Source organism: Bradyrhizobium arachidis (assembly GCF_024758505.1).
In the GTDB taxonomy this organism is placed as follows: Bacteria; Pseudomonadota; Alphaproteobacteria; order Rhizobiales; family Xanthobacteraceae; genus Bradyrhizobium; species Bradyrhizobium manausense_C.
Genome location: NZ_CP077970.1, coordinates 8513109 through 8539554, shown reverse-complemented (window position 1 = coordinate 8539554; position 26446 = coordinate 8513109). Strand labels below are relative to the sequence as shown.

At 63.7% G+C, this 26446-nt stretch carries 32 protein-coding genes; 22 read left to right on the top strand and 10 right to left on the bottom strand.

What is annotated here, in order from left to right:
* Positions 1–10 precede the first annotated feature (10 nt).
* From KUF59_RS39705 to KUF59_RS39650, 12 genes are all read left to right on the top strand, one after another.
* Entirely contained in the window at positions 11–967 is a 957-nt protein-coding gene (locus tag KUF59_RS39705) for a cell envelope integrity TolA family protein (protein WP_212456995.1), read from the top strand.
* Positions 968–983: 16 nt separating this feature from the next.
* Positions 984–2360, top strand: a complete 1377-nt coding sequence (gene tolB / locus KUF59_RS39700; RefSeq protein WP_212456728.1) for a Tol-Pal system beta propeller repeat protein TolB — start codon at positions 984–986, stop codon at positions 2358–2360.
* Between the two features lie 33 nt (positions 2361–2393).
* Positions 2394–2576 (top strand): hypothetical protein, encoded by a 183-nt coding sequence (locus KUF59_RS39695; RefSeq protein WP_212456727.1) that lies wholly within the window; start codon positions 2394–2396, stop codon positions 2574–2576.
* Between the two features lie 33 nt (positions 2577–2609).
* Positions 2610–4937 carry a putative bifunctional diguanylate cyclase/phosphodiesterase gene (locus KUF59_RS39690; protein ID WP_212456726.1) on the top strand — a complete coding sequence of 776 codons (2328 nt, stop codon included), beginning with the start codon at positions 2610–2612 and terminating at the stop codon, positions 4935–4937.
* A 172-nt stretch (positions 4938–5109) separates the two neighbouring features.
* The gene (locus KUF59_RS39685) at positions 5110–5835 is read left to right on the top strand and encodes an N-acyl amino acid synthase FeeM domain-containing protein (protein WP_212456725.1); all 726 of its coding nucleotides are present in this window, start codon (positions 5110–5112) and stop codon (positions 5833–5835) included.
* Between the two features lie 179 nt (positions 5836–6014).
* On the top strand, positions 6015–6896 hold the full coding sequence (locus KUF59_RS39680; RefSeq protein ID WP_212456724.1) for an AraC family transcriptional regulator: 882 nt from the start codon (positions 6015–6017) through the stop codon (positions 6894–6896).
* A gap of 354 nt (positions 6897–7250) precedes the next feature.
* Positions 7251–7739: a peptidoglycan-associated lipoprotein Pal gene (gene pal / locus KUF59_RS39675; RefSeq protein WP_212456723.1), complete on the top strand. Its 489-nt coding sequence runs from the start codon at positions 7251–7253 to the stop codon at positions 7737–7739.
* Positions 7740–7927: 188 nt separating this feature from the next.
* On the top strand, positions 7928–8983 hold the full coding sequence (ybgF, locus tag KUF59_RS39670) for a tol-pal system protein YbgF (protein WP_212456722.1): 1056 nt from the start codon (positions 7928–7930) through the stop codon (positions 8981–8983).
* 78 nt (positions 8984–9061) lie between these two features.
* Positions 9062–10126 carry a tRNA lysidine(34) synthetase TilS gene (gene tilS / locus KUF59_RS39665; RefSeq protein WP_212456721.1) on the top strand — a complete coding sequence of 355 codons (1065 nt, stop codon included), beginning with the start codon at positions 9062–9064 and terminating at the stop codon, positions 10124–10126.
* A gap of 257 nt (positions 10127–10383) precedes the next feature.
* On the top strand, positions 10384–12306 hold the full coding sequence (gene ftsH / locus KUF59_RS39660; RefSeq protein WP_212456720.1) for an ATP-dependent zinc metalloprotease FtsH: 1923 nt from the start codon (positions 10384–10386) through the stop codon (positions 12304–12306).
* 91 nt (positions 12307–12397) lie between these two features.
* Complete coding sequence (locus KUF59_RS39655; protein ID WP_212456719.1) at positions 12398–12919, top strand: DUF2867 domain-containing protein; 522 nt, start codon at positions 12398–12400, stop codon at positions 12917–12919.
* Positions 12916–13353 (top strand): DUF3052 domain-containing protein, encoded by a 438-nt coding sequence (locus KUF59_RS39650; RefSeq protein ID WP_258767983.1) that lies wholly within the window; start codon positions 12916–12918, stop codon positions 13351–13353. Before KUF59_RS39655 ends, KUF59_RS39650 begins: the two co-directional genes overlap by 4 nt.
* Before the next feature lie 28 nt (positions 13354–13381).
* On the opposite strand, the gene KUF59_RS39645 is transcribed toward KUF59_RS39650, so the two are convergent.
* The 3 genes from KUF59_RS39645 to KUF59_RS39635 all read right to left on the bottom strand — a co-directional run bounded on the left by KUF59_RS39645 (position 13382) and on the right by KUF59_RS39635 (position 15508).
* Complete coding sequence (locus KUF59_RS39645; protein ID WP_212456718.1) at positions 13382–13591, bottom strand: hypothetical protein; 210 nt, start codon at positions 13589–13591, stop codon at positions 13382–13384.
* Entirely contained in the window at positions 13588–13773 is a 186-nt protein-coding gene (locus KUF59_RS39640; RefSeq protein ID WP_212456717.1) for a hypothetical protein, read from the bottom strand. The genes KUF59_RS39645 and KUF59_RS39640 overlap by 4 nt, the downstream gene beginning before the upstream one ends.
* A gap of 739 nt (positions 13774–14512) precedes the next feature.
* Positions 14513–15508 (bottom strand): ABC transporter substrate-binding protein, encoded by a 996-nt coding sequence (locus KUF59_RS39635; RefSeq protein ID WP_258767982.1) that lies wholly within the window; start codon positions 15506–15508, stop codon positions 14513–14515.
* Between the two features lie 386 nt (positions 15509–15894).
* Here KUF59_RS39635 and KUF59_RS39630 point away from each other — a divergent pair, with 386 nt between their 5' ends.
* Positions 15895–16140: a DUF6894 family protein gene (locus KUF59_RS39630; RefSeq protein WP_212456715.1), complete on the top strand. Its 246-nt coding sequence runs from the start codon at positions 15895–15897 to the stop codon at positions 16138–16140.
* Between the two features lie 66 nt (positions 16141–16206).
* On the opposite strand, the gene KUF59_RS39625 is transcribed toward KUF59_RS39630, so the two are convergent.
* Positions 16207–16554, bottom strand: coding sequence for a hypothetical protein (locus KUF59_RS39625; protein ID WP_212457008.1), 348 nt, complete (start codon positions 16552–16554; stop codon positions 16207–16209).
* Positions 16555–16904: 350 nt separating this feature from the next.
* Between KUF59_RS39625 and KUF59_RS39620 the strand changes: the two genes are divergently transcribed.
* The 3 genes from KUF59_RS39620 to KUF59_RS39610 all read left to right on the top strand — a co-directional run bounded on the left by KUF59_RS39620 (position 16905) and on the right by KUF59_RS39610 (position 17812).
* Complete coding sequence (locus KUF59_RS39620; protein ID WP_212456714.1) at positions 16905–17171, top strand: hypothetical protein; 267 nt, start codon at positions 16905–16907, stop codon at positions 17169–17171.
* Complete coding sequence (locus KUF59_RS39615; RefSeq protein ID WP_212456713.1) at positions 17164–17460, top strand: hypothetical protein; 297 nt, start codon at positions 17164–17166, stop codon at positions 17458–17460. Before KUF59_RS39620 ends, KUF59_RS39615 begins: the two co-directional genes overlap by 8 nt.
* 73 nt (positions 17461–17533) lie before the next feature.
* The gene (locus tag KUF59_RS39610; protein ID WP_212456712.1) at positions 17534–17812 is read left to right on the top strand and encodes a DUF1488 family protein; all 279 of its coding nucleotides are present in this window, start codon (positions 17534–17536) and stop codon (positions 17810–17812) included.
* Between the two features lie 104 nt (positions 17813–17916).
* On the opposite strand, the gene rpsU is transcribed toward KUF59_RS39610, so the two are convergent.
* Entirely contained in the window at positions 17917–18180 is a 264-nt protein-coding gene (rpsU, locus tag KUF59_RS39605) for a 30S ribosomal protein S21 (protein WP_212456711.1), read from the bottom strand.
* A 435-nt stretch (positions 18181–18615) separates the two neighbouring features.
* Here rpsU and KUF59_RS39600 point away from each other — a divergent pair, with 435 nt between their 5' ends.
* The 3 genes from KUF59_RS39600 to KUF59_RS39590 all read left to right on the top strand — a co-directional run bounded on the left by KUF59_RS39600 (position 18616) and on the right by KUF59_RS39590 (position 19444).
* On the top strand, positions 18616–18825 hold the full coding sequence (locus KUF59_RS39600) for a cold-shock protein (RefSeq protein ID WP_212406143.1): 210 nt from the start codon (positions 18616–18618) through the stop codon (positions 18823–18825).
* Positions 18826–18922: 97 nt separating this feature from the next.
* Positions 18923–19165: a transcriptional regulator gene (locus KUF59_RS39595; RefSeq protein ID WP_212456710.1), complete on the top strand. Its 243-nt coding sequence runs from the start codon at positions 18923–18925 to the stop codon at positions 19163–19165.
* Between the two features lie 63 nt (positions 19166–19228).
* Positions 19229–19444 carry a hypothetical protein gene (locus KUF59_RS39590; protein WP_212456709.1) on the top strand — a complete coding sequence of 72 codons (216 nt, stop codon included), beginning with the start codon at positions 19229–19231 and terminating at the stop codon, positions 19442–19444.
* Positions 19445–19476: 32 nt separating this feature from the next.
* Here the strand turns inward: KUF59_RS39590 and KUF59_RS39585 are convergent, their stop codons facing one another.
* Positions 19477–19659, bottom strand: a complete 183-nt coding sequence (locus tag KUF59_RS39585) for a hypothetical protein (RefSeq protein ID WP_212456708.1) — start codon at positions 19657–19659, stop codon at positions 19477–19479.
* 164 nt (positions 19660–19823) lie between these two features.
* Between KUF59_RS39585 and KUF59_RS39580 the strand changes: the two genes are divergently transcribed.
* Entirely contained in the window at positions 19824–20063 is a 240-nt protein-coding gene (locus KUF59_RS39580; RefSeq protein ID WP_212456707.1) for a hypothetical protein, read from the top strand.
* A 112-nt stretch (positions 20064–20175) separates the two neighbouring features.
* Here KUF59_RS39580 and KUF59_RS39575 read toward each other — a convergent pair whose 3' ends face one another.
* A complete protein-coding gene (locus KUF59_RS39575) occupies positions 20176–21660 on the bottom strand; it encodes a hypothetical protein (RefSeq protein WP_212456706.1) in 1485 nt (494 codons plus the stop codon).
* A gap of 294 nt (positions 21661–21954) precedes the next feature.
* Between KUF59_RS39575 and KUF59_RS39570 the strand changes: the two genes are divergently transcribed.
* Positions 21955–22119, top strand: a complete 165-nt coding sequence (locus tag KUF59_RS39570) for a Flp family type IVb pilin (protein ID WP_212406139.1) — start codon at positions 21955–21957, stop codon at positions 22117–22119.
* A 101-nt stretch (positions 22120–22220) separates the two neighbouring features.
* Here the strand turns inward: KUF59_RS39570 and KUF59_RS39565 are convergent, their stop codons facing one another.
* On the bottom strand, positions 22221–23201 hold the full coding sequence (locus KUF59_RS39565) for a phosphatase PAP2 family protein (protein ID WP_212456705.1): 981 nt from the start codon (positions 23199–23201) through the stop codon (positions 22221–22223).
* 258 nt (positions 23202–23459) lie between these two features.
* On the opposite strand from KUF59_RS39565, the gene KUF59_RS39560 reads away from it, so the two are divergent.
* The gene (locus tag KUF59_RS39560) at positions 23460–24137 is read left to right on the top strand and encodes a TetR/AcrR family transcriptional regulator (RefSeq protein ID WP_212456704.1); all 678 of its coding nucleotides are present in this window, start codon (positions 23460–23462) and stop codon (positions 24135–24137) included.
* 136 nt (positions 24138–24273) lie between these two features.
* Here KUF59_RS39560 and pyk read toward each other — a convergent pair whose 3' ends face one another.
* Together pyk and KUF59_RS39550 are read right to left on the bottom strand one after the other, a co-directional pair.
* Entirely contained in the window at positions 24274–25710 is a 1437-nt protein-coding gene (pyk, locus tag KUF59_RS39555) for a pyruvate kinase (RefSeq protein ID WP_212456703.1), read from the bottom strand.
* A complete protein-coding gene (locus KUF59_RS39550) occupies positions 25707–26303 on the bottom strand; it encodes a DUF1036 domain-containing protein (protein ID WP_212456702.1) in 597 nt (198 codons plus the stop codon). The genes pyk and KUF59_RS39550 overlap by 4 nt, the downstream gene beginning before the upstream one ends.
* Positions 26304–26446: the final 143 nt, after the last annotated feature.

The following is a 26446-nucleotide window of genomic DNA, read 5'->3' as shown; positions in this document are numbered from 1 at the left end:
GTCGGTGAAGGTGAACGTCGACAAGACACTCGTTGCGTCGATTGCCCTCCATGTCCTCGTGCTTGGGTGGGGGATGGTCACCTTTTCGTCGCGCTCGATGGAAGCCCCGCCCATGGAATCGCTTCCGGTCGACATTATCTCCGCCGACCAATTGTCCAAGATCACGCAGGGCATCAAGACCGGCGAGAAGGACAAGCCGAAGCCGATGGTCGAGAAGGTTGCCGAGGCAAAACCCGTCGAGGACAATATCGGCAAGGTGACCGAGAAGAAGGAAATCGTCACCTCGTCCGCGCCCGATCAGCCGCCGCCGAAGCCGGTGGAGAAGCCGGTCGAGAAGAAGCCCGATCCGCCAAAACCGGTCGTCGAGAACAAGCCGAAGGAAGAGCAGAAGCAGGCTGAAAAGAAGCCTGACCCGGCCAAGGAAGATCCGATCGCCGAGGCGATCAAGAAGCAGGAAGCCAAGAAGCCGACGCCGAAGCAGGAGACCAAGCCCGCGCAGCAGGCTCAGCCGCAACCGCCGAAGCCGAAGCAGGAGCGCGTCTTCGACCAGACCAAGATCGCCGCGCTGATCGACAAGCGCGATCCCACGCGTCAGGCGATCACCGGCACGACGTTGAACGCATCCGCCTCGCTCGGCACCGCGCGCGGCACGGCCGCGACGCTGTCGCAGTCCGAGCTTGACGCGATGCGGGCGCGCCTTGCGAGTCTCTGGAACGTCCAGCCCGGCATCGAGCATCCCGAAGAACTGTTCGTCACGGTGCGCATTCACCTTGGTCCCGATCGCCGGCTGACCCAGCCGCCGCAGGTTGTCTCGACCGGAACGTCGACGCGCTATCAAGCCGCGGCCGATGCCGCCGTGCGCGCCGTGCTTCAGGGCCAGCCCTACAACATGCTGCGTACAGAGACGTACGAGCAGTGGAAGTACATGGACATCGATTTCGATCCCAAGACGATGTTCCGCAGCTGATGTTTGAGAGCTCACAATGTCCGTAAAGTCATTTTCCTTGTCTCCTTTGCCGATCGATCGCCGGAAGCTCCTGATCGGAGGTGCCGGTGCTGCCGCAGGTCTGTTGCTGCCGAACCGTCTTCAGGCACAAACCAAGCTGCAGATCACCGAAGGCAATGTTGCGCCGCTGCCGATCGCGATCACCAATTTCGTGCCGGGCTCGCCGTCCGACGGCGAGGTCGGCAACGGCGTGACGCAGGTCATCACCAACAATCTGAAGCGCTCGGGGCTGTTCAACCCGATCGACCAGGCCGCCTTCATCGAGCGCATCGGCAACATCGACGTCGCGCCGCAATTCCAGAACTGGAAGACCATCAACGCGCAGGCACTCGTCACCGGCCGCATGACGCGCCAGCCCGACGGCCGCCTCAAGGCTGAATTCCGTCTCTGGGACGTCGCCTCCGGCCAGCAGCTCACCGGCCAGCAATACTTCACCTCGCCGGAATACTGGCGGCGCATCGCCCACATCATCTCCGACCAGATCTATGAGCGCCTGACCGGCGACAAGGGCTATTTCGACAGCCGCGTGGTGTTCGTCGACGAGACCGGCGCCAAGGAGCGGCGCGTCAAGCGGCTCGCGATCATGGACCAGGACGGCGCGAATGTGCGCTATCTGACCCGCGGCTCCGACCTCGTGCTGACGCCGCGCTTCTCGCCGAATTCTCAGGAAATCACCTACATGGAATTCGGCCAGGGCGATCCAAAGGTCTATCTCTACAATATCGAGACCGGGCAGCGTGAGATCGTCGGCAACTTCCCCGGCATGACCTTTGCGCCGCGGTTCTCGCCGGACGGCCAGCGCGTCATCATGAGCCTGCAGCAGGGCGGCAACTCCAACCTGTTCGTGATGGATCTGCGTTCGCGCTCGACCACGCGGCTCACCGACACGCCGGCGATCGATACCTCGCCGTCCTATTCGCCCGACGGCACGCGGATCTGCTTCGAGTCCGATCGCGGCGGCAAGCCGCAGATCTACGTCATGTCGGCGAGCGGCGGAGCTGCGCAGCGCATCTCCTTCTCCAAGGACGACACCAGCGGCAGCTATTCGACGCCGGTGTGGTCGCCGCGCGGCGACTACATCGCCTTCACCAAGCAGGGCGGCGGACAGTTCGCGATCGGCATCATGAAGCCCGACGGCTCGGGCGAGCGCATCCTCACCGCGGGCTTCCACAACGAGGGCCCGACGTTTGCGCCGAACGGCCGCGTGGTGATGTTCTTCCGCGATCCCGGCGGCGCCGGCGGGCCGTCGCTCTACTCCGTCGACATTTCAGGGCGCAACGAGCAGAAGGTGCCGACGCCGGGCTACGCGTCCGACCCGGCCTGGTCGCCGCTCTTGTCGTCAACCTCCGGCTGATGACGCGGTTGTATCGGCGCGTCCGACCGCGCGATGTTTTCGAAAAACCGCGCCGATTTTTCGGCGATGTTCCTCGGCGGCAAGCATTCCTTCACCTTGCCGTCGGCAAAGCTTGCCCAGTTGCTTGATATTTCAGCAGAAATCGGTTCGAAAAACCTACAAAAACACCCGACTTTAACGATGTTCCCTCAGAAAGACTTCATACCGGCTGGGTAAAAGTACGCGCCAAACAGGACGCGTACAACCAAAATGCAGCTCGCAAGTCAGAGCGGAGAGTCCGATCAACAAAAAGTCTCGCCGTCAATTTACGCGGCGCTGATCGACTCGCTTTTCCAGAATCCTGCGCCGCTTTTCGCGGGCGCGGTGATGGTTGCGCTCGCCGCCGGCATGACTGCGTTCAAGACGGATTCGACCGCGCTGTGGATCTGTGTTGGCCTGCTCAGCACGATCGGCATCTATCGCGGTTTCGACACGCACTGGTACATGAAGCGCAAGTCCGTGCTGACCGCGACGGAAGCGGCCAACTGGGAGATGCGCTACCAGATCGCGGCGCTGCTCTATGCGCTGGCGCTCGGCGTCTGGTGCACGGTCGCGCTGATCGCGACCGACGATGCCGTCGTGCACATGATCTGCCTCACCGTCACCACCGGCTATGTGTCGGCGGGCGTGGGCCGGACCTACGGCCGGCCCTGGATCTATCATCTCCAGGTCGCGCTCGCCTGCGGCCCGACCGCGATCGCGCTCGCGATGAACGGCACGATCTATTACATCGGCCTGTCGATGGTCTGCACGGTGTTCTTCCTGGCGCTGCGCAAGATCTCGACCAATTTGCAGCGCATCTTCGTGCAGGCGCTGGTGGCGCGCGAGCGCGAGGCGGCGCTCGCCGGCCAGTTCGACACCGCGCTGAACAACATGCCGCATGGGCTGTGCATGTTCCGCGCCGACGGCCGTCTCGCCGTCATGAACCACCGCTTCAGCGAGCTGATGGAGCTGTCGGATAATTTCACCACCCGCGGCGCCAGCGCCGCCGATATCGTTTCCGCCTGCGTCGCCGCCGGATCGCTGTCCATCGAGAGCGGCAATATGCTGCTGAGCGAGATCGAGCACGCGCAGATGAAGGAGATCGTCACCACCGATCCCAATTTGTCGCGCGGGCGCACGCTGGCATGGACGTTCCAGCCGATGGCCGGCGGCGGCACCGTGCTGCTACTCGAGGACATCACCGAGCGCACCAATGCCGAGGCCAGGATCAGCCATCTCGCCCGCTACGACGAGCTCACCGCGCTGCCCAACCGCGTCAACTTCCGCGACGAGATCGGACGTCTGCTCGCGATCTCGCACAGCGCCGAGCGCATGTCGGCACTCTTGTTCGTCGACCTCGACCAGTTCAAGCAGGTCAACGACACGCTCGGTCATCCCTGCGGCGACCAGCTTCTCTGCGCGGTCGCCAACCGGCTGCGCGAAATGCTCCGCCCCGAAGATTTCGTCGCGCGCTTCGGCGGCGACGAGTTCGTCGTGTTCCAGCAGAACATCAATTCGCCCGAGGATGCCGCCGCGCTGGCGCGCCGCATCGTCGAGCGGCTCAGCGAGCGCTACCGGATCGACAACCATCTGGTCGAGATCGGCGCCAGCGTCGGCATTGCGCTGACCTCGCCGGAAGGGGTCGGCGCCGACACGCTGCTGAAGAACGCCGACATGGCGCTCTATCGCGCCAAGGCGGACGGCCGCGGCACCTTCTGCTTCTTCCGCGACGAGATGGCTGCGACCGTCGAGGCCCGCCGCATCCTCGAGCTCGACCTGCGCAAGGCGCTGGCGAACGAGGAGTTCGAGCTGTTCTACCAGCCGCTGGTCAATCTCAAGTCCGGCAAGATCACCACTTGCGAGGCGCTGCTCCGCTGGAACCATCCGGTGCGCGGCACGGTCTCGCCGGTCGACATCATCCCGGTCGCCGAGGACATGGGCCTGATCGTCGATCTCGGCCGCTGGATCCTGCGCCGCGCCTGCATGGAATGCATGAAGTGGCCCGAAGGCGTCAGCGTCGCCGTCAACTTCTCGCCGCAGCAATTCCACCAGCGCGATGTCTTGAGCGAAATCCGCTACGCGCTCGAAGTGTCGGGACTGCCGGCGCATCGGCTCGAGATCGAGATCACGGAATCATCGCTGCTCCGTAACACCCAGCTCACGCACGACATCCTGTCGCAGCTCCATGCGTTGGGCGTGAGCATCTCGCTCGACGATTTCGGCACCGGCTATTCCAGCCTCAGCTATCTGCACAATTTCCCGATGCAGAAGGTGAAGATCGACCGTTCCTTCCTCGAGGGCATCGACACCGATCGGCCGCTGACGCTGCTCCGCGGCGTGGCGCGGCTGTCGGCCGATCTCGGCATGTCGGTCGTGGTCGAGGGCATCGAGACCAACGAGCAGCTCGAGCTGATCAGCACCGACGGCACCGTCAGCGAGGCGCAGGGTTATCTGTTCAGCCGCCCGGTCCCGGCGGTGCGGATGCGCCAGCTCCTCAACGCGTCCCATGGTCGTCGGCCGGAAGATCAGCTCCAGGTCGTCGCCTCCCGGGGCTAAGTATTTCCCAATAGTTCTATTGGTGCGGACCGTCGCTGCACTGTCTGTAGCGCCGCCCGTAGAGTTACGGGGTTAACCCTAACAATTTGAATGCTTTGCTTCTTCGTTAAGAAGCTGTTAATGAATTGTCGCACGCGCGAAAGTTGTTTTGAAGTTGTTGGAGTCCCCCCGCATGAAGTCCGCTGCCGAGCCCAAACCGGTCATTCATGGCCGGACCTGGGACCCGATGGAACATGTGGACTACCGCCTCGCGGAGACCCCGGAAGAAAAAGAAGAGATCTACCGGCTCCGCTATCGCGCTTACCTGCGCGAGGGCGCGGTCAAGGCCTCGCTCGACGGGCGCGTGTCCGATCAGTTCGAGGACGCGCCCAACGCCTGGACCTTCGGCGTCTACCTGCATGGCGAACTCTACAGCTCGATCCGCATCAGCGTGCTGACCTCGGAATGGCGGCTGTCGCCGTCGGTCGAGCTGTTCGGCGACGTGCTGCACCCCATGCTCGACAAGGGCATGGTGTTCATCGATTCCACCCGCTTCGTCGCCGATCCCGACAAGGTGCGGCGCTTCCCTGAACTGCCCTACGTAACCGTGCGGCTGGGCTCGACCGCCGGCGTTCACTTCAATGCCGACTACGGGCTTGCGATCGTGCGCGCCGAGCACCAGCCGTTCTATCGGCGGGTGTTCCTGCAGGAGACCTGGTGCGAGCCGCGGCTCTATCCCGGCCTCGTCAAGCCGGTCGGGTTGATGGCCACGCATCTTCCGTCGGTGCGCGAGAAGGTGCTCGCCCGCTATCCGTTCCTGCGCTCGTCGGCCTTCGAGCGGCGGATGCTGTTCGATCGCGCGAGCCAGCGCCAGGCCGCACCGAAGCCGGTGCTGGTCGCAGGCACCGCGCAGTCCTGATCCCGCGACAGAAGCGTTTTCGAGCGAAGTGGGGACCGGTTCGCGTCAAGAGAACCGCGAATGCCGATGCTCGCCTGCAAGCGGTCGTGAGAGGTTTCCGGTCAATCCATCCAAAACCGCAAGATCGGTCGAGCACGTGATGGCCATGAGCGACTAGCTGGTGCCGCCACGGAGGAACGATGAAGGCGGCGCTCCAAAACTACCATGCCCGGATGCAGCGGGTGCTGGACTACATAGACCAGCATCTTGACGGTGATCTTGACCTGGAAACGGTGAGCCGCGTCGCGGCCTTCTCCAAGTTCCATTTCCACCGGCAGTTTACGGCGACCTTCGGGTTGTCCGTGCATCGTTATGTCCAGCTTGCCCGTTTGAAGCGTGCTTCCTACCTGCTGGCCTACAGGGACGACGAAAGCGTCACGGACATCGCGATGGACGCCGGTTACGACGCACCGGATGCTTTCGCCCGCGCTTTTCGGCAACGCTTTGGGCAATCACCTTCGTCGTTTCGGAAATCTCCTGATTGGGAGCCGTGGCTTGCGGCCTTCGGGCCTCTCGACAATGCGAGGAGCAAGCGCATGCACAAGACCTTTACCGCAGACGACGTGACGATCCGCGATGTGGCACCGACGCCGGTGGCGATCATGGAGCATCGGGGCGACCCGGCGACGATCGGCGACACCATCCAGCGGTTCATCGCCTGGCGCAAGGCAGCTAACCTGCACCCCAAGACAAGTCCGACCTTCAACGTCTGGCGTTCCGAGAGGCGGCCCGCATCCCCGGCCGACTATAGCCTGGACCTGTGTGTCGGGACCGACCGGCCGATTGAGGCGAACGGCGAACAGATCAAGGCCGGCGTGATTCCCGGCGGACGTTGCGCGGTGCTGCGCGTTGTCGGCAATACCCACAATCTGGAGCCCGCGGCGCTCTATCTCTATCACGATTGGCTGCCGGCGAGCGGCGAAGAGGCGCGAGACTTCCCGATCTACTGCCAGCGACTCAGCTTTTTCCCGGAAGTGCCGGAGCATGAAACGGTCGCGGAACTGTTTTTGCCGCTGAAGTAACGCCGCTGAAATAAGGTCTGGGATGGCGGCTTGTCCTTATCCGATCGCGAGCCAGCGCCAGACCGCACCAAAGCCGGCCGCAGGCACCGCGCAGTCCTGAGGCCAGCTAATTCCTCCGTTCCTTGTGGCCGCAAGGCCATTGTTCCGGCAAAACCACTGCTTTTGCCGGCTGTTGCGGCTTGCCTTCACCGTCGCGCCACATTTACAACCCATTAACCATCGTGGGTGCTTTTGGCCGATCGGGGGCATTTGACCGGCTGTGGCAACGTCCCATCAAGGTTGACGGAACGTTCGCTTAACCAACCCCCTGTAGACCGGAAAGCAGTGGACTAACGTGAGCGTGGAGGCTCCGGAATGAAATATCCTATGCGTTTCCTCCAGGGATTGAAGCTGGCTGCAGTGCTTGCGGTCGCGCTGTCGATGGGCGCCTGCGCCAACAAGAACCTGGGTGCCGATGCGATGGCCAGCGCCGCGACGCCGGGCAGCCAGCAGGATTTCGTGGTGAATGTGGGCGACCGCGTGTTCTTCGAGAGCGACCAGACCGATCTGACCCCGCAGGCGATCGTCACCCTGGAGAAGCAGGCGCAGTGGCTGCAGAGCTATCCGCGCTACAGCTTCACCATCGAAGGTCATGCCGACGAACGCGGCACCCGCGAATACAACATCGCGCTCGGCGCCCGCCGCGCCCAGTCGGTGCGCTCGTTCCTGGCCTCGCGCGGCATCGACCCGAACCGCATGCGCACGATCTCCTACGGCAAGGAGCGTCCGGTCGCCGTGTGTAACGACATCTCCTGCTGGTCGCAGAACCGTCGCGCCGTCACCGTGCTGAACGCGAGTTCCTGACGATCAGTCAGGTTCCGTTCAGCTTCAGACATGGACTATGCCGGCGCCTCTCGGGCGCCGGTTTCGTTTTGCGGGGGCGGCGTAGAAACCCTTTGGTAGCAGTCACAGTTTTGGCGTACTCCCTCCCTTTATGTGCGGCCCGGCGAGTTGTCCGCCGCGCGCCACGCCGCTTTCGTCGTCAGGGCAAGATGTTATCTACAATCAAGGCTTTTACCGGCACCGTGGCGATTGCCGCGCTGCTCTCTCTGTGTTCGCCCGCATCTGCTCAGCAGTCGGAAGACGTGGATGCCGAGATGCGGATCGAGCGGCTGGAAAACCAGCTTCGCCAGCTCACCGGCCAGAACGAGGAGCTGCAATACCGCAACCGCCAGCTCGAGGACCGCATCCGGCAACTGGAGGGCGGGGCGCAGGCCACGCCGGGCCAGGCGCCCGTGCAGCCCAACGTCGCCGCCGCGCCGCCCCTGCACCAACAGCCTGTCCAAGCCCCTGCCCAAGCCGCGCCGGTTTATCGCCAGCAGCAGCCGGCCCAGCAGCAGCCCTATGAGCCGCAGGTCGCCGCACCCGCTCCGATCATCCAGGAGCAGCCGGCGCCGGGCGCGCCGGGCACGCGCCGGCGGGGCGATGCCTTCGATCCGGGCCAGAATCCGAACGCTCCGGGCGCGCCGCGCGCACTCGGCGGCGGCCAGATGCCGATGCCGTCGCAAGGGGGCGCCCCTGTTGGCGCTCCCGGCGGACGTGGTGCCGGAGAGCCGCTGGATCTTGCCAACACCGGTGCCCGCACGCCGCAATCCCAACCTCAGGCGGCGCAGCCGGGCTATCCGGCGCCGGCCGGCGGCGGGCTCTCGACCCAGCCGCCCGCCCAAACGCCGCGCGACGAGTTCGACCTCGGCATCGGCTACATGCAGCGCAAGGACTACGCGCTCGCCGAGCAGACCATGAAGAGTTTTGCGCAAAAATATCCAAGCGATCCGCTGCTCGGCGACGCCCAATACTGGGTCGGTGAGAGCTTCTTCCAGCGCCAGCAATATCGCGACGCCGCCGAATCCTTCCTCGCCGTCACCACGAAATATGAGAAGTCGGCCAAGGCCCCTGATGCCTTGCTGCGGCTCGGCCAGTCGCTGGCCGCGCTGAAGGAGAAGGAGGCCGCCTGTGCCGCCTTCGGCGAGATCGGACGCAAATATCCGCGCGCCTCCGCCGGCGTCAAAGCCGCCGTCGACCGTGAGCAGAAGCGGGTGAAGTGCTAGCTTCCAAGTGACTGACAATGCGGATGGCCGTGCGCTAGATTGGCCGGCCATCCCTTGCTTGCTCTCTCGGGCAGCGTCATGTCAGACGACGACAACTCTCCGATTTCGGCAGCCGCCGCCAAAGCGCTCTTCGCGGAGCTGAGAGGCGCGCCTGCGCTGGTGCTCGCGGTCTCCGGCGGGCCTGATTCCCTGGCGCTGATGTGGCTTGCCGCGCGCTGGCGGCGCAGTCTTGCGCGTGGCCCAAAACTCATCGTCGTCACCGTCGATCATGGCCTGCGCAAGGACGCCGCGCGCGAGGCGCGCGAGGTCAAGCAGCTCGCGCGTTCGCTCGACCTGACGCACCGGACGATGCGCTGGACCGGCGCCAAGCCGAAGACGGGCCTGCCGGCCGCTGCGCGCGACGCGCGCTACCGGCTGCTCGTGAAAGTCGCGCGCGCGAGCGGCGCGACCCACGTGCTGACAGCCCATACCCGCGACGACCAGGCCGAGACGCTGTTGATGCGGCTGCTCCGCGGCAGCGGCATTGTCGGCCTGTCCGCGATGGCGCGCATCACGCAGCGCGACGGTGTCGCGCTTGCGCGTCCGTTCCTCGACGTCCCGAAGTCGCAGCTTATCGCGACGCTTGCGCGTGCAAAGATCGGTTTTGCCGACGATCCGACCAACCGCGATCCGGCCTTCACGCGCCCGCGGCTGCGGGCGCTGTTGCCGGCGCTGGCGGCCGAAGGCGGCAACGTGCGCAACCTGGCCCGGCTCGCCGCGCGCCTCGCCCGCGCCAACGCTGCCGTGGACGTGCTGGCCGATGGCGCCGAGCGCTTCCTCGCGCTGAGAGATCGCGACCGCTTGTCGCACCACGCGGGCGGGCGAAGTTTTGAGGCGTCCAGCTTCGCCGCGTTGCCCGAGGAGGTGCGCTTGCGGCTCCTGTTGCGGGCGATCGACGCGGTCGGGCATGAGGGCCCGGCCGAGCTCGGCAAGGTCGAGGCCCTGCTTGCGGTCCTCGACCGCGCCGTCGCGGACGAGACGGGCCCGCGCGGAACCGGCCATATCAGCATCAAACAGACGCTTGCTGGAGCCCTCGTCAGCCTGTCCCGGGGGCGCATCCAGATCGTGCCGGCGCCGGCCCGGCGCGTCAGGGGCGGATCATGACACCGGCTCGCTCCCGACAGGTCCTCAGGACACCTTAACCAGAGCGGAAAAACCAACCCGGGCCGGCCATTATTTGAGCGGGAATCGGGCTAAGATGGGATAAATAGTCCCATCTAGTTCCCTTGGCAGTGACCGGGGCGGCACCTAAATTGTATGCAGCTAACAGAGAGGATTCCTTGGGGATTTTCTCTCACTTGCTCTAAGAAAGCCTGCCCAAGGAATAGGGCCGCGATCCGCGCGACCACGAAGGAAGATCTATGAACGCCAATCTGCGCAATTTCGCCCTCTGGGTCATCATCGTCTTGCTGCTGTTGGCGTTGTTTACGCTCTTCCAGAATCCGGGTCAGCGGGCTTCCTCCCAGGACATCGCCTTCTCGCAGCTTCTGAGCGAGGTTGACCGCGGCAATGTGCGCGACGTCGTGATCCAGGGACCGGACATCCACGGCACCTTCACCAACGGCTCGAGCTTCCAGACCTACGCGCCCAACGACCCGACGCTGGTCAAGCGCCTCTATGACAGCAAGGTCCAGATCACGGCCAAGCCGCCGGGCGACAACGTGCCGTGGTTCGTGTCGCTGCTGGTCTCGTGGCTGCCCTTCATTGCGCTGATCGGCGTGTGGATCTTCCTGTCGCGCCAGATGCAGGGCGGCGCCGGCAAAGCGATGGGCTTTGGCAAGTCGCGTGCAAAAATGCTGACCGAGGCCCATGGCCGCGTCACCTTCGAGGACGTCGCGGGCGTCGACGAAGCCAAGCAGGACCTGCAGGAGATCGTCGAATTCCTGCGCGACCCCGGCAAATTCCAGCGGCTCGGCGGACGCATTCCGCGCGGCGTGCTGCTGGTCGGACCTCCCGGCACCGGCAAGACGCTGATCGCGCGCGCGGTCGCGGGCGAAGCCAACGTGCCGTTCTTCACCATTTCCGGCTCCGACTTCGTCGAGATGTTCGTCGGCGTCGGTGCTTCCCGCGTCCGTGACATGTTCGAGCAGGCGAAGAAGAACGCGCCCTGCATCATCTTCATCGACGAAATCGACGCCGTCGGTCGTCACCGCGGCGCCGGCCTCGGCGGCGGCAATGACGAGCGCGAGCAGACCCTGAACCAGTTGCTGGTCGAGATGGACGGCTTCGAGGCCAATGAGGGCGTGATCCTGATCGCGGCGACCAACCGTCCCGACGTGCTGGATCCCGCTCTTATGCGCCCCGGCCGCTTCGACCGCCAGGTCATGGTCGCCAACCCCGACATCGTCGGCCGCGAGCAGATCCTGAAGGTGCATGTCCGCAAGGTGCCGCTGGCGCCGGATATCAACCTCAAGACCATCGCGCGCGGCACGCCCGGCTTCTCCGGCGCTGACCTGATGAACCTCGTCAACGAGGCCGCGCTGATGGCGGCCCGCCGCAACAAGCGCATGGTGACCCAGGCCGAGTTCGAGGACGCCAAGGACAAGGTCATGATGGGCGCCGAGCGCAAGTCGCTGGTGCTGACCGAGGAGGAGAAGATGCTGACCGCCTATCACGAGGCGGGCCACGCGATCGTCGGCCTCAACGTGCCGAGCCACGACCCGATCCACAAGGCGACGATCATCCCGCGCGGCCGCGCGCTGGGTCTGGTGCAGTCGCTGCCGGAGACCGATCGGCACTCCTACACGCGCGAATGGTGCGTCAGCAAACTCGCCATGATCTTTGGCGGACGCGAGGCCGAGATCCTCAAATTCGGTCCGGACAAGGTGACCAACGGCGCGACCTCCGACATCCAGAGCGCGACGCGGATCGCGCGCGCCATGGTGATGGAGTGGGGCATGTCCGAGAAGCTCGGCCGCGTCCGCTACCAGAGCAACGAGCAGGAGGTGTTCCTCGGGCATTCGGTTGCCCAGAGCACCAACATCTCCGACGAGACGGCGAAGCTGATCGACCAGGAAGTCCGCAAGCTGATCGAGGACGGCGAGAACGAGGCGCGCCGCATCCTCACCGAGAAGCGCAAGGACTGGGAAGCGATCGCCGAGGCCCTGCTGGAGTTCGAGACGCTGACCGGCGAGGAGATCAACGATCTCATCGCCGGCAAGAAGCCGAACCGCGAGTCGGTGCTGGAGCCCTCCGGGCCGCGCACCTCGGCGGTGCCGCCGTCAGGTCGCCCGCGCCCGCGTCCCGATCCGGATCCGGGCCTCGAGCCGCAGCCGCAGTCGTAAGCTTCGGCGGCTGGCAAACAAATTGACCATGAAACGGGCGCGTCATGCGCCCGTTTTCTTGTGAACTATCGGGGTCTGTCGAGAGGCCGCAATGCACGTCGTCGAATGCGATGTTCCGCCTAGCAGCGCGCTTGACCGGGACGCTGTGCGCAGCGCGTATTTCCACGATTCCTACCGCGCCGCGCTCACCCGGCCTGACGCCGGTATCGTCGATATCTTCTTCGCGCTGTTCGGCCACACGCCGCTCTGGATGAAGGCGATACTGGTCGTCCGCAATGTGATCGCGAAGCTCTTCGGCCTGGAGGCGCCAACCGTCGGCGAAATCATGAGGCCCACCGCCAGGCGCGAATACCGCGTGGGCGACAAGGTCGGACCGTGGCCGATCTATTTCATCGCCGAGCATGAGATTGTGGCCGGGCGAAACAACAAGCACCTCGATTTCAGATTGTCGGTTCTGAAAGCGAAAGAGGGGGATGCGACGAATGTCGTCGTTTCGACGCTCTGCACCGTCCATAACGCCTATGGAAAGATCTATCTGTTCTTCATCGTTCCCTTCCATCGCGCAGGTGTTCGAATCCTGATGTCGAACGCCGTTGCGGCGAAGCGGCTGTGAACGAGCAGGCGGTCGTGGCGGGTTATTCCGGCAGGTCGACGGTGCAGAAGCTCGGCATCAAGCCGGGCTTTCGCATCTTTGTGGATGGGGCACCGGCTGCCTACACAGCCATCGTGGGCGAATTGCCGGCCGATGTGCGGATCATGAAGGCCGCCAAGGCGCCGCTGGACCAGGTGCATCTCTTCGCCACCGAGGCCAAGGGCCTCGCTGCCAAGCTTCGCGGTTACCGCAAGGCAATCGCACCCGACGGCATGATCTGGGTGTCGTGGCCGAAGAAGGCCTCCGGCGTCGCGACTGATGTGACGGAGACGGTGATCCGCGAGACTGCGCTCGCGAACGGCCTTGTCGACGTCAAGGTCTGCGCCGTCGACGAGGTCTGGTCCGGATTAAAACTTGTGATCCCCGTGAAGGAGCGCGTGAAGGCAACGAGATAGAAGGAGCGCGGCGCGGCGGCGCGCCGGCTTAGATTCCTCGACCGTTCTGTTGGCCGAGCACGCAGCGCCATGCTGCCAGGCGCTCGGCGGGGTGCTGGTTCATCCATTCGGCGAGTTGCGGCGCGCCCATGAGGCAGGACTGCACCGAAACCTGAGCGAAGTCCGAGGTGGTGACGATTTGCTCGTGGCAATTTGCCGGCGAGGCGAGACTGCAGAGGACCGCGATGATCTTGATCACGACAGGTTGCTCATGTCGCTACGATGGGCGTTGGCTCCGCTGATCCCGTGGCCGGCGTTGTCCTGGCGTGCGCTGCTAGGGTCGGCAGGCGGAAAGATGCTGTCATAAATTGCGCGCGCCTCACGAATAAGGCGCGCTCGCTCGCGCTCGGATCTCGATACGAATTGAACAACTTCGCCCATGTTGGCTCCAAAGGTTCTGTGGCATGTCCATCATAAGATGATGGTAATCATGCCAATTCATGTAGGGTGCCGCCTTCGGCTTCGAAGCTGCACCGAGGTTACGACCCAATAAAATGATCGTGAGTGCGCCGCCGGCATCAATGCCGGCACTTGCCCTCTTGCTGTCGCCGACGAGGGCGCACTCGGGGCAAATGCTGACGGATCGCATATGTTTCTCCTCATGGGGCGGGCATATTTTTGGAACGATCTCAAGGCCCGGCGAACTCGCCATCACCGACCAACGCGTCGGCAGGTTTCTTGTGGGCGCCGGACCTAGCCGCGGATCAGGTTGACGCCCCGCGCCCGCAATGCCGCCGATGTGACTGATCGTGAACCGCCAGTCGTTGGGATAGCGCGGGGTCAGCCCCACTTAGGTGCGAGCGGCTGTCGATTGGAGAAAAGCAATGCGTGCAATCTTGGCGTTGGGCCTCTTGATCACACTGTGCGGCGCTGCGAACGCGGCATCGGTGCATCCTGCGCGCCGGTCGCATGCAAGTGTTCCTCCCAGTCAGGGCGTCACTGTCTCAGACCCCCGTTCGGGGTTTGCCTATGCGCCGTCGGGGCCGATGCGCTCCCGGCCGTCACAAGACGATGGTTTCGGTGAACCGTATCCCGGAGCTTCCCAGGGTTACGCGCCCGGCGAGCAACAGCGGTTTATCGACAGCGTGAGACGAGGTGGTTAGACCGCCCATGGCGGACTTCATTCGATCATTTCATCAGCGCGCGACAGCAGGTTCGCAGGCAACGAAAGGCCGATCGTTCTTGCCGTCCTCAGGTTGATCAGCAGCTCGAACTTCGTAGGCTGATAGATCGGGATGTCGCCCGGCTTCGTCCCGGTGAGAATTCGCTGGACGTCTCGGGCCATGTGCTTCAGCAGCTCCGCAAGGTCCACCGTATAGGCCATCAGTCCTCCGGCATCGACGTAGTCGCGGTACGGACACATCGTCGGCATGCGGTACTTGTACGCGAGCTCGGAGATCAATTGACGGTTGGCATAGAGGTCGCCTTCGCCGGTGATCAACACGGCGTCAGGCCGTTGCTCGGCCATCTCCGCAAAGACACGCTCGATCTCCGACGTGGTGCCGGCGCTCGGCAGCATTGAAATCAGCGAGATTCCCAATCGGCTGGCTACGTCCCGTATGGCCTGTCCAAACGAACCTTCCCACCCCTCGCGCATGCCGAGAAAGGCGGTCCGGCTTGTCGAGGGGACGGCTTCCTTCAATAACTCGAGGCGCTTGCCCCAAATTTCGATTCCGGCGTCGAGCGTGATGCCGGTGAGATTGCCGCCCGGCCGGGCGAGGCTTGCGACCAGTGCTGCCTTCAGCGGATCGATCATGAACGCAACAATCGGGGTACGACTGGTGATCGCCTTGAAGGCGAGCACGACGGGATTGGTTCCGGTAACGATCAGATCCGGATTGCTGTCCACGACGGCCCGCGCGATGTCTGCATAGCGCTCGTGGTGCCCCTCTGCCGAATAGCGCTCGACGATCAGGCTCTGGCCTTCGACATAACCGAGGCGGCGCAGCTCACCGAAGAACGCACGCCAGGCCGTTCCACCGCCGGTTTCGGTAAGCAGTGTCGTCGGGATGGCAGGATGGAAGATTGCTATTCGAGGGATGGCGCGCTGCTGCGCCAGCGCAGGCCGTATAGCAGCAGCAAGCAACAGCACGGCTGTGAACTCACGCCGCCTCATTGCAAGACGACTCCTCAGGGTCCAGCGATATTGGATCCTATCAGGTTACAACGGAGCGGGTGTACGGAGAATCGGCTGGAACCTCGCTTGAGGTGAGTTTCTCCTACAATGCCGAGCGGGGTAACCGGAAGTCCTCTCCTCCCCCGTGGGCAGCTCCACAAGCCAACTCGGCTATCGGTCAAAGGGGCGTTGCAAGCGAGGATGGATCGCCTACGAACTTTGTCTGCTCCGAAAATCGGACCCTTCGCATCATGGACAACGGCGTTGCGGCTTAGCAACCATTTGGCATCAGCCCTATTGTCAATCCATCACCGATCGGGGCTTTGCGCGTAGGCGTCGGTGGCTGAGAGACGCGGTGCGCTCCCGCCTGCTGTTGGGAGCGCTCAATGACACGGTATTATTTCGATCTACACGACGACGACGGCCTATTCGCTGATGAGGAAGGTTTGGAACTCTCGAGCCTTCGCGCGGTGCAGACCGAAGCGACCAGGTCCCTGGTCGACATGGCCCGGGACGCGATGCATGGCTCTCCGGACCTGTCAAAACGGCATATGGCGATTGAGGTGCGGAACGAAGCCGGCCCGGTGATGCAGGTCAGGCTTCACTTCGCGGTCGAAAAACCGAAGCAGTAGGCTGTCTCTAATTTTACGGGAGGAGATGAACGCTTTCTGGCTCCCGCTCGATGGGAAGATCCTTGCCTATTTCTTCTTTGCCGGACCGAAATCCGGCTGCCAGGCGGCCTCCTTGCGGCTCGGCGCCGCCGTGATCACCTTGGCTTTTTCCTTCTTCGGCTTCTTGGCTTCGCGATTGCTGCGTTGCTGTCCCTTGGCCATGACGTCCGTCTCCTGTGGGGGTTCGAGTTCGTCCAGTTCGTCCGATTGCAGCACGCGCCCGCGCGGCGTGCAGATGCGCACGTCCATGTAGCCCTCGCGCAGCAGTTTTCGTGCGAGGCGCAGCGCAACGCTCGCGCTGACGCGGCCGAGATTGGCGCTGCCATGCTCGTTGGTTCCCGTAACCAGATAGGGCACGCGCGTGGTCCTAGCCATTGAGGACGGCCGCGGCACACACCAGAAGCAGAAGAAACAGTGGAACGATCACCGGCGGGACGATCCATTCCGAGGCACGAAAACGCGACATCGAACGCTCCTGCAACTCTGTCGGCGGGAGCGCACATGACCCTCAGTCACCGGTCGATGCCGTTGGGAAGTGCGGTGATGCGGAGACCCTACGCCTGCGGCACGCCAATAGCGAGGACTAAGAATATCGCTTGTGCGTGGGGCCAACGCTGCGGCGTCAGTGCATGCGGCGTGGTGGCGAAAGTCCTGGCTATTGCCGCGCGACGGGCGCATGGTCGCTACCGGTCGGTTGCGGCCCTCTTGCAAAAAGGCAGGCGTGCATGACCATCAGCTCGCGGCGGGAGACGGTCACGTTCAGGCGTCCGTTCCGCATCCGCGGCATCGAGCGGCTGCTGCCCGCTGGCGCCTACGAAGTGATCGCCGACGAGGAGACGATCGAGAGCGAGACCTTCTCGGCCTATCGCCGCATCGCCACGACGATCATCGTGCCCGCGGTGGGCGCGTGCGACGCCATGGAGGTGCTGTCGATTGGTTCCGTCGACCTTGCCAATGCGCAGGCCGCCGATGCGCGGGGCGCCAATGACTGACCAGCCCGTTGATCTCGACAAGCATCGCGGTATGGCGGCGCAGAAGGCGACGGACCTGCGCCGCGCGCTCGCCGAAGTCGAGAGCAATGTCAGGCAGCTCCGCGAGCGTGAGGCCGATATCGAAAACCGCCTGATGACGGAGCCCGCCGCGTCATGGCCCGAGGCCGCAGCGAAGGCACGCTATCTGCTCAACCTCTATGCCGCGAGCCTGCCTGCGGAAGACACGCGCCATCGCGCCCTGGTGTCGGCGCTGTTCGACGATTTCGCTCGGCTCAATGAAGAGAGCTGAGACGATCGCGGTGGCGCGAACAACGAATTGAAAAACGATTGTGCCAGGAAGCCATTACTTGGAGGAGTAGGTCATGACCCTCACCAGCGGCCACTATATCGGCCACGAAGACGACCGGATGATCGTCGTGTTCTCGATGCGCGACGGCGGCGAGGAAATTCCTTGCGCGATCTCGACCTCCGCGATGGATTATCTAGAGCGCGGCCCGCAGGTCCGTCCCGAGCATCGCGAAGCCCAGTTCATCCGCCTGCGCGACCGCATTGAGGCGCGCGCGGCCGGCAAGTATCGAGCGACGGAGCTTGAAGGAAGCCCACGCGGAATCGTGCTGCGGGGTGTCGATTTCAGGACATAGGACATGCGACGTCCCACAATCAGCATCGCTCAAACGAGACGTCTGCGCAGCCTCCCGGCACCAAGGCACATTTGCCAGATGTGCTTCTTGCGGCGTGCTTCTTGCTAGGTAACTTGCGGCAAAGGCGCCTTGCGCTCCGGAAGCTTCTTCTTCGGGGGCGCTGGCAGCAATCCTTCCCTGATCGCCTGCTTCCGGGCGAGCTTGCGGGCGCGGCGAATGGCCTCGGATCTTTCGCGTGTCTTTCGCTCCGACGGCTTCTCGTAGGAGCGCCGCTGCTTCATTTCCCGGAAGACGCCCTCGCGTTGCATCTTCTTCTTCAGAACACGAAGCGCCTGGTCGATGTTGTTGTCGCGGACAAGTACCTGCAATTGAGACTCCTCGCTGGGCTGCGAACTGGAACAGGCCTGCACGCAGCCATCGCGCAGGGGCATTGAGATTGTGAGGATGAGCGTAGCGGCGTACTTCTTCGCCGGCTTGGAACAAGCGGATCTGCTCGTCATGGCGATACAGTTCGGCGGAGAGACCGGACCACTCCCGCACGTCCCTGTCAATCGATAAAGCCTTCCTCGCGCGCGTCGACACGCCCGTTTGACGTTGCTCTCGATTGGCACCAGAGGTGCCCACCTGAAACAAATCAGCCTCCTCCCTTGTAAAACGGCAGAAAGCGTGTACATTGACCGTATTCGATTAGCCGCTGTGCCTTGTTGAACGCGCCCGCGGGCTCCTTTTCCAAAGACATCGACGAAGTTGAAATTGCCGCGTGACCGTCACGCGGAATGCGCTTGCGCGCTTTGGAGAAGAAAATGACGACAGGTACTGTTAAGTGGTTCAACGGCCAAAAGGGCTTCGGATTCATTCAGCCGAATGACGGCGGCAACGATGTGTTCGTTCACATCAGCGCAGTCGAACGTGCCGGTCTTTCGGGTCTCGCCGAGGGCCAAAAGGTCAACTTCGAGGTCAAGACCGACAAGATGCGGGGCAAAGTCAGCGCTGAGAACCTCTCGCTGGCCTGAGCTCCTGGTGCCGTTTCACGGATGTACTGAAACGGCCATGCTGCCCGCTCGATCCCCGGATTGAGCGGGTTTTGCCTATAGCGGAAGGGGGTGGAGGATGAGCGCCATGAAATCGGCAGAACCGTCACCCGAGAGCATCGCACGTTCCGACCGTAGACGATTGGCCGCTGAGGACGGAGCACGCGCATTGGCGGATGTCGAAAAGCACGCCGTCGAAATCAGAAAGAACATGACGCGGCTTCGAGATCTGCGCGAAGCCAAGGAAGCCGCCGACGCAGCCCTTGCAGTAACCTTGCCGGCGTCAGCGCCTAAGAAGCGCTCGAGGAAGTTGTCGCGATAATCAATCTTCGGCAACCGTCGACGAGGCTACCCAGGACCGCGTACAAGCTGGAGAGAGCGGATCGTGCCCAGAGCCAAGTCAGACGGCGGCGGAACAATCACTTTTGCTCTTGCGCTCGGCGCAGCGCGACAAATTTGCAGACTTACGACAACGTTTCAGACGGACAAGCAAGCCTTCAGCTATCTTCACAAGTACCGGAAAGAGTTCGAGCATATCGCGCGAGCGCGCCTCGCTGCAGGAGAGCTTGAAGACGGGATCGTCGTGCTCTCAATGCTCTAGTTCGCTTTCGGGAGTGCGAGCAAAACGCCGCGCTATTTTGCAGCGTCTTTCGAGCTGACTTCGCGTGCCAGGCGCTCCGCCTTCAAGCGCTCGCGATTTTCCTGAATGGATTGCTGCGCCTTCGCGTAATCGGTCATTGGTTTTTCACTCTTGATCGCCTTGAAGGCCTTGTTGGCTTCCCGCAGGTGGCGGGCATTCGCTTCGTTCTTGATCATTTTATTCCCTCCGAGAGCTTGTATATCTTCTGGCTGCGCAAGCCGAAACGGGCAGACGTCGGAAAAGGTCTGAAGTCCTGTCACCAGGCTAGCTTGAGAAGACTGACAATCAGCCCTGACAGGCATATCGCGAGCGCCATATCAACAAGCAGGAGTAGCCCGGCATGAGCGCTCCGGTTCGATCTCACCTTGTCAATTCCTCACCTGCTGCTGCGGCAGAATGGCTCGCCCTGTCGACAACAATCGACCGACTCTTCAAGGCGCTGATGCGAGGCATGATTATCAACTCCCCGGCGCTGCGTCTGTTCCATATCGTCGCCTCCGCCCTTTGGCGGAAGCCGACGCTTATCAGTACAGGCGCTGGTGGAGGGGGCGCCGGCGCAGCGGCGCGGATTTCGCGATAATTCCAGTTTGGCGCTGATTTGCCCGGCGTGTCAGCGGTTTGGCGGAATTCACCCCCAAAACCGTCCGCTACTGTGCATGGGGTTGTTTTCGCACTCTGGTGGGAACGAGGCGTCAGCGCGCTGTCGCCGGGACAGCCTGCGCGTCATCGCGGACGTGGATCACGGCGATGTCGTCCGCATAGATCCGCTTCCAGCCCTTGATGTGATCGAGCACCTGTGCGGCCGGCGCATCGGCCACCAGCAGCGTGGCATCGATCCGGTGCTCCTCGAGCAAGCGCGTCAGATTGTCGAGCTTCTTGGCTTCCACCGCCTTGAAGAAGTCCATCACGAAGGTCTCGCCATAGAGCTCGGCGCGACCGTCGACGAACACCGGAATGTCGCGCGAGATCAGGTAGCCGCCGAACTGGTAGGCGTTGAAGATGCGCTGCGCCTTGCGTTGCTGGAGCAGGTCGACGGCGGCGACGGGCGTCTGCGTCATCGTGAAGGTGAAGCGGTGATGGTTCATGTAGATCGCGGTCGAGGTCCAGGCCGCAGCGACGATCATCAGCGCGCCGAGCGCCGTGACGTAGCGCGCCGGCCACGTCTCACCTTGTCCGTCCGGCTCGGCGAGCGGCGACAAGCCGCCGAGCGGCTTTGCCAGCACCAGCGGCACCAGGAACGCAAATGCCTCGATGCTCCTGACATGGGTGAGCGCCATCCAGGTGAATAACAGGATGAGGAGGATGCGCGGCGGCGAGAGCACGAGGCCGCGATAGAATCCGATCGCGATCAGGCCGAGGAGGGCGCCCTCGAACGCGGAGAAGGTGGCGAAGTTCGCCGGCATCCATTCGGAGATCACCGACAGGAGCTCGCCGAGATTGAGGATGTTGGTGGCGCCGAGCAGCGTCCGCCAGCCATAGGGCGTGACGCAGGCCGCGAGCAGCGCGGCGACGCCGAAGGCGAACCAGCGCAGGAACAGCGGGACGCGTTTTTTGGCGTCGACGGTCCAGACCGCTTCCAGCGCCATCGGGCCGATCAGCGCCAGGCCCAGCACGAAGCCGCCATGCAGGTTCGCCCACAGCGACATCAGCGGCAGCCAGAGCCAGGACGGCGAGCTCTTGCGATCCGCCGTCATCATCAAGAGGCCGACCCAGGCCACCATGACGGGCAGCGCCAGGATGTGCGGGCGCGCCAGGAGATGATGCAGCGACAGGAACAGCGCCAGCATCGCAAACAGCACCGAGCGCGGAATCTCCAGATGCGCATCGAGCAGGTAGACGAAGATCGCGGCCGACAGCGCGATCGCGAGCGTGGTGAGGATCACCGGCCCCGCCCAGCCCCATTGCGCGAAGGAGAGTGCGTACAGGACCTGCGACAGCCACGAGGTCGAGATCCAGGGCTGTCCAAGCCGCGTGAAGGAATAGAAGTCGCTGTAGGGCAGGGCGCCGTGATCGAGGATCCATTGCCCGATCTTGATCTGCCAGAACGAGTCGGAGTCCTGCAGCAGCGTGTCGCCGATATAGAGGAAGAACAGATAGGCGCCTGCGCCGACGCATAGCGGCACCAGCGCACGCGCGCGGCTCTGCGTGGCTATGCTGTTGGTGAAGGAAAGGGACATGCCGCCTCGTCGTTGTTGTTCTGGTCCGCTCAGCCCGTGCGGGGCGCATTGGACCATGGCGGTCATAACTTCCAGTAAATCGGTGCGGTCGACGGGAGATGTTTCCGGACGATTTAACCGATTGTTTTAGATTTCAGTTTACCATCGGCGAATACACGCAAACCGCATTGTGTTTCCGCGATCGAATTAACTGCGGTGCAATTCTTTGGCTTTACGGTCGTTTTCAGGTCGGGCGGCGCTGGGAAGCCGAGAGACCGGACCAGTTGTAGCTTTGTGTACTCTTTGGAGCTGTCTATGAAGAACCTCGTCGCGCGCTTCGTGAAGGATGAATCGGGCGCCACCGCTATTGAATACGGCCTGATCGCCGCCGGCATTGCGCTGGCCATCATCACCGTCGTCAATAACCTCGGCACCACGCTGAACGCCAAGTTCGGCTCGATCTCGTCCAGCCTCAAGTAAGCTGGAACGATCTGGAATCAAAAGAGCCCCGTCTTGGACGGGGCTCTTTTCGTTTGTGCCGACATGATCGATGTCGATCGCGCGTGACGCGCAGTAGCCTGTTACGATTTCATGCCGAGGCCGGGCTGCAGGACCGGCGACATCTGCGTGACGGCCTGTGAACGGCAAAACCATTCCAGATAGCGGTTCGCGGCCCAGATCGACGCGGCCGCCACCGCTATGCCGCCGAAAACGTCGACCATGTAGTGGGCGCCGATGACAGGCGTTGCCGCGATCATCAGCAGATTGAGCGCGGCCGCGATGCCGCCGACGCCGCGCACGGGCCATAGCGCCCACATGTAGAGCACGGCGGATGCGGCGTGGAAGCTCGGAAACGAGACGATGCCGGAGAGTTTTAGAAGCTCGAGTTCGCGCAGGCTCCCGTCGCGTAGCGCGAGGATGTCGCGCAACTGCCCGGCATACATCGACGTGTTGATGTCGGGGAAATGCGCCGCGGGCAGGTGCAGTCCGTAGAAGGTGCCGATCGCCGGCACGAAGGCGGAGATCGCAATCGTGACCGCAAGCGCAAGGCTCATCGCGAGCATGAACGTTTGCAGCCGCACGAAGCGCTCGGTCAGCGCCAGCACGATGGGAATGAGAAGCAGCGGCCATTTGATCAGGCCGTAGCCGCGCGAGAGCACGAGAGCGAGCCAGGGATGATCGTTGACGAAGCGCGCGATCGCCTGGGGATCCATGCCGAGCGCGCGATCGATGGCGAGCAGCGCGTGGTCCTGCAACGGCCACTCGCTCGCGCAAGCGACGTAGCTGAGCGGCCCGACGATCGCACAGGTGAGAATGACCTGCCCGATCGTGCCGAGCGAGAAGAACAGTTTTGGATCGGCGAGTTCACCCCTGATCAGCCAGTGACGATACGCGATCGCGACAAAGGACATTGCGATCGCCGTCGTCACGCCAAAGGCGACCGGCTCCAGCGCGAAGTCGGTGAGGAGAACGGCAAGCGCGAGCAGGCTGCCCATGACGATGATGGGAAGCCAGTTCACATGAAAAAGCTGCCAGGCAGTTTTGGCGTCCGTGTCGACCATGCCGCACCGAGGATTGGTGGTTTACAGTCGGGGACTCCGTTTAAGACGGCGGTAAGAATTGTGGTCATTTGTTAACGAATGAAATGGCTGCATTTTTAGCCATCCAGCTCGCGCACTGCGCCCAAAGGGCCGTCGAATTTGCGTCTTGTCATCCGGCGTGAATAGTTGTTCAGTTCTTGCGGGGCGATTTGCACCAAAAAGCAGTGAAAGAGCGTTCGGCCGAAGCGGTCGGCCCGGCGCGGGGACAGGAAGCGCGCCATGGTTTACCGGCGGACGCATCAAGTGGTTAAGCGCCTCGCCGCCCGACGCAGCGCCATCTTGGCGGCGGCGCGCGAGGCGGCGGCCGAAGGCGGCATGGTGGCGGTGCAGATCGCGCCGGTTGCCGTCAGGGCCAATGTCGCGGCCGGCACGGTCTATCGCTATTTCCCCTCCAAGGCCGACCTGATCTCCGAGCTGATCGGCGAGGTCTCCCGCGATGAGCTCGCCGCGATCCGCCGGGCGGCCGATGCAGCACCTGGCCCGTCCTCGGCCCTGGCGGCTGCCGTCACCACGGTGGCGGTCCACACGCTGTCCCAGCGCAAGCTCGCCTGGGGCATCTTGGCCGAACCCGTCGACGTCGATGTGAGCGCCTCGCGTCTTGCCAGCCGGCGCGAGATCGCCGGCGAGATCGCGTCCCGCATCGATGCCGCCGTGCGCGCCGGCCATCTGCCGGCGCAGGACACCGCGCTCGCCGCGACCGCGCTGCTCGGCGCGCTCCATGAAGCCCTGGTCGGGCCGCTCGCACCCGACAATCTCGACGATCCGGCAAAGCTCCGCGACGCCGTGCAGACCGTGACGCTGCTCGCGCTGCGCGCCGTCGGCGTCATGGACGCCCGCGCACGCGGCCTGGTGGTGCAGCAGACGGTATTACCGGCGAAGGCGCTGGTGGGGGCTTAGCAGTCATTCCGGGGCGGCCGCGCAAAGCGCGGGCGAACTCGGAAACTCGCGCCACAATCTCCAGGTTCCCCGATGCGCAATTGCGCATCTGAGGTTCGGCCGCGCGTTCCGCGCGGACGCCCCGGAATGACTGACGTCACATATTCGCCTCGCCCTCGGGGCCGACCGAGGCGATGCGCACCATGTTGGTGGTGCCGGGAATGCCGAGCGGCACGCCGGCAACGATGATCACCCGCTGGCCGGCACGCACAAAGCCGTCGCGGAACGCGATCGAGCCGGCGCGGCTCACCATGTCGTCCTGGTCGCGCGCGTCTTCCGCCACCACGCAATGCACGCCCCAGACGACCGCGAGCCTGCGCCCGGTGGTCATGTTCGGCGTGATCGCCACGATCGGCGGTTTTGGCCGCTCGCGCGCCACCCGCACCGCGGTCGAGCCCGAGCTGGTCCAGCAGATCAGGGCCGGCAGATCCAGCGTTTCCGCCATCTGCCGCGCGGCATCCGCGATGGCATCGCCTGCCGTGCTCTCCGGGGTGGGGCGCTGCGCCGTGATCACGTTCCGATAGGTCGGATCGCGCTCGACCTCCTCGCCGATGCGGTTCATGGTCGAGACCGCCTCGACCGGGAATTTGCCGGCCGCCGACTCCGCCGACAGCATGATGGCGTCGGCGCCTTCGTAGACGGCGGTGGCGACGTCGGAGACTTCGGCGCGCGTCGGCACCGGCGACTGGATCATCGATTCCAGCATCTGCGTCGCGATCACCACCGGCTTGCCGGCGCGGCGCGCCATCCGCGTCATCTGCTTCTGCAGGCTCGGGACACGCTCCAGGGGCAACTCGACGCCGAGATCGCCGCGCGCCACCATCAGCGCATCGGAGGCCTCGATGATGTCGGCGAGGCGATCGATCGCCTGCGGCTTCTCGATCTTGGCCATCACGGCGGCACGGCCGCGGATCATCTTCTTGGCCTCGATCACATCGTCGGCGCGCTGCACGAAGGATAGCGCGACCCAGTCGACGCCGGTGACCAGCGCCGCCTCGAGATCGGCGCGGTCCTTCGGCGTCATCGCCGAGACCGGCAGATCGGTGTCGGGCAGGCTGACGCCCTTGCGGTCGGACATCTTGCCGCCGACCACCACACGCGTCACCGCGTGCTCCTTAGAGGTCTCTTCCGCGATCAGCCGCACCTTGCCGTCGTCGAGCAGCAGCGCATGGCCCGGCCGCAGCGCGGCCAAGATCTCCGGGTGCGGAAGATGGACGCGCGTGGCATCGCCCGGCGCCTTGTCGGAATCCAGCGTGAAGGTATGGCCGTTCTGGAGCTGCACCGCGCCTTCCGCAAACGAACCAAGCCTGAGCTTCGGTCCTTGCAAATCGACCAAAATGCCGATCGGCCGGCCGTAGCTACTCTCGACATTGCGGATGGTCGCCACCAGCTCCCGCATCTTGTCGTGCGGGGTGTGGCTCATATTGATGCGGAAGATGTCGGCGCCGGCCTCGAACAGGCGGCGGATCATCGCGAGGTCCGAGGAGGCGGGTCCGAGCGTCGCGAGGATCTTGATACGGCGTAGTCGCCTCATGGCTTGGGTCCGGGCTGGGCTGGCGGGAGGCCAGGCGAGCCCGGGGGCGTACCACCCGGCGCTGTATTGGGCAAACCCGGCACGCCGCCGCCAGGACCCACCGTGCCCGGCAGCCCCGGCACGCGTTGCTGTGCCGGCTGCTCATTGGCGTCGGTCAGCTGCACCGTCCAGGCGCGCTGCTCGCCGGTGTCGACCTCGAAATAGCCGGTCCGGTCATAGCCGCGCGCCAGGCAGTCCTCGGTCCCGCGGATCGTGAATTCCTTGTCGCGCGAGCACATGAAGGCCTGGCCCGACCATTCGCCGCCGCGGTCGTAGTCGATCGCGTAGATGTAATAGAAGCGGGCGACCAGCGTGCCGCGCAGCAGCGTTTCGCAGGTGCGCGAGGAGATATTCCACCAGCCCTCGGTGGTCCAGCCGTCGGCGTCCTTGTAGCCGAGCGCGATGCCGACCCGGCTCGAGGTGTTGTTGCAGAGACGGAAGTCGGCCGAGGCAGGGCTCGTCGACAACCACAGCAGCACGAGTGCCACGACCGGGATGAGGCCGGCGAGCAGGGTGGACGGACGTCGGGCGATGGTGGGAGATTCGGCAATCATTGTCGGGGAGAGGTATATCAGATCATTGACGATGTCGCGTAGCCGCTGGAACTGCCAGGAAGCCCTTGTTTGCGCTGCGATATGGCAAAATCTGTGACAAGGCCCACCTAATCCCGTAGGGGATAGGCCCAGAACCCGAGATC

What these genes read in the sequence shown, in the direction of transcription:
- pyk (WP_212456703.1), bottom strand. Translation starts at nt 25,710, where the DNA reads ATGAGGCGACTACGCCGTATCAAGATCCTCGCGACGCTCGGACCCGCC.
- KUF59_RS39575 (WP_212456706.1), bottom strand. Translation starts at nt 21,660, where the DNA reads ATGTCCCTTTCCTTCACCAACAGCATAGCCACGCAGAGCCGCGCGCGT.
- KUF59_RS39565 (WP_212456705.1), bottom strand. Translation starts at nt 23,201, where the DNA reads ATGGTCGACACGGACGCCAAAACTGCCTGGCAGCTTTTTCATGTGAAC.
- pal (WP_212456723.1), top strand. Translation starts at nt 7,251, where the DNA reads ATGAAATATCCTATGCGTTTCCTCCAGGGATTGAAGCTGGCTGCAGTG.
- KUF59_RS39690 (WP_212456726.1), top strand. Translation starts at nt 2,610, where the DNA reads ATGCAGCTCGCAAGTCAGAGCGGAGAGTCCGATCAACAAAAAGTCTCG.
- KUF59_RS39625 (WP_212457008.1), bottom strand. Translation starts at nt 16,554, where the DNA reads ATGGCTAGGACCACGCGCGTGCCCTATCTGGTTACGGGAACCAACGAG.
- ybgF (WP_212456722.1), top strand. Translation starts at nt 7,928, where the DNA reads ATGTTATCTACAATCAAGGCTTTTACCGGCACCGTGGCGATTGCCGCG.
- KUF59_RS39585 (WP_212456708.1), bottom strand. Translation starts at nt 19,659, where the DNA reads ATGATCAAGAACGAAGCGAATGCCCGCCACCTGCGGGAAGCCAACAAG.
- KUF59_RS39580 (WP_212456707.1), top strand. Translation starts at nt 19,824, where the DNA reads ATGAGCGCTCCGGTTCGATCTCACCTTGTCAATTCCTCACCTGCTGCT.
- KUF59_RS39570 (WP_212406139.1), top strand. Translation starts at nt 21,955, where the DNA reads ATGAAGAACCTCGTCGCGCGCTTCGTGAAGGATGAATCGGGCGCCACC.
- KUF59_RS39600 (WP_212406143.1), top strand. Translation starts at nt 18,616, where the DNA reads ATGACGACAGGTACTGTTAAGTGGTTCAACGGCCAAAAGGGCTTCGGA.
- KUF59_RS39630 (WP_212456715.1), top strand. Translation starts at nt 15,895, where the DNA reads ATGACACGGTATTATTTCGATCTACACGACGACGACGGCCTATTCGCT.
- KUF59_RS39655 (WP_212456719.1), top strand. Translation starts at nt 12,398, where the DNA reads ATGCACGTCGTCGAATGCGATGTTCCGCCTAGCAGCGCGCTTGACCGG.
- KUF59_RS39685 (WP_212456725.1), top strand. Translation starts at nt 5,110, where the DNA reads ATGAAGTCCGCTGCCGAGCCCAAACCGGTCATTCATGGCCGGACCTGG.
- KUF59_RS39550 (WP_212456702.1), bottom strand. Translation starts at nt 26,303, where the DNA reads ATGATTGCCGAATCTCCCACCATCGCCCGACGTCCGTCCACCCTGCTC.
- ftsH (WP_212456720.1), top strand. Translation starts at nt 10,384, where the DNA reads ATGAACGCCAATCTGCGCAATTTCGCCCTCTGGGTCATCATCGTCTTG.
- KUF59_RS39595 (WP_212456710.1), top strand. Translation starts at nt 18,923, where the DNA reads ATGAGCGCCATGAAATCGGCAGAACCGTCACCCGAGAGCATCGCACGT.
- KUF59_RS39635 (WP_258767982.1), bottom strand. Translation starts at nt 15,508, where the DNA reads ATGAGGCGGCGTGAGTTCACAGCCGTGCTGTTGCTTGCTGCTGCTATA.
- KUF59_RS39680 (WP_212456724.1), top strand. Translation starts at nt 6,015, where the DNA reads ATGAAGGCGGCGCTCCAAAACTACCATGCCCGGATGCAGCGGGTGCTG.
- tolB (WP_212456728.1), top strand. Translation starts at nt 984, where the DNA reads ATGTCCGTAAAGTCATTTTCCTTGTCTCCTTTGCCGATCGATCGCCGG.
- KUF59_RS39620 (WP_212456714.1), top strand. Translation starts at nt 16,905, where the DNA reads ATGACCATCAGCTCGCGGCGGGAGACGGTCACGTTCAGGCGTCCGTTC.
- tilS (WP_212456721.1), top strand. Translation starts at nt 9,062, where the DNA reads ATGTCAGACGACGACAACTCTCCGATTTCGGCAGCCGCCGCCAAAGCG.
- KUF59_RS39610 (WP_212456712.1), top strand. Translation starts at nt 17,534, where the DNA reads ATGACCCTCACCAGCGGCCACTATATCGGCCACGAAGACGACCGGATG.
- KUF59_RS39695 (WP_212456727.1), top strand. Translation starts at nt 2,394, where the DNA reads ATGTTTTCGAAAAACCGCGCCGATTTTTCGGCGATGTTCCTCGGCGGC.
- KUF59_RS39560 (WP_212456704.1), top strand. Translation starts at nt 23,460, where the DNA reads ATGGTTTACCGGCGGACGCATCAAGTGGTTAAGCGCCTCGCCGCCCGA.
- KUF59_RS39640 (WP_212456717.1), bottom strand. Translation starts at nt 13,773, where the DNA reads ATGGGCGAAGTTGTTCAATTCGTATCGAGATCCGAGCGCGAGCGAGCG.
- KUF59_RS39615 (WP_212456713.1), top strand. Translation starts at nt 17,164, where the DNA reads ATGACTGACCAGCCCGTTGATCTCGACAAGCATCGCGGTATGGCGGCG.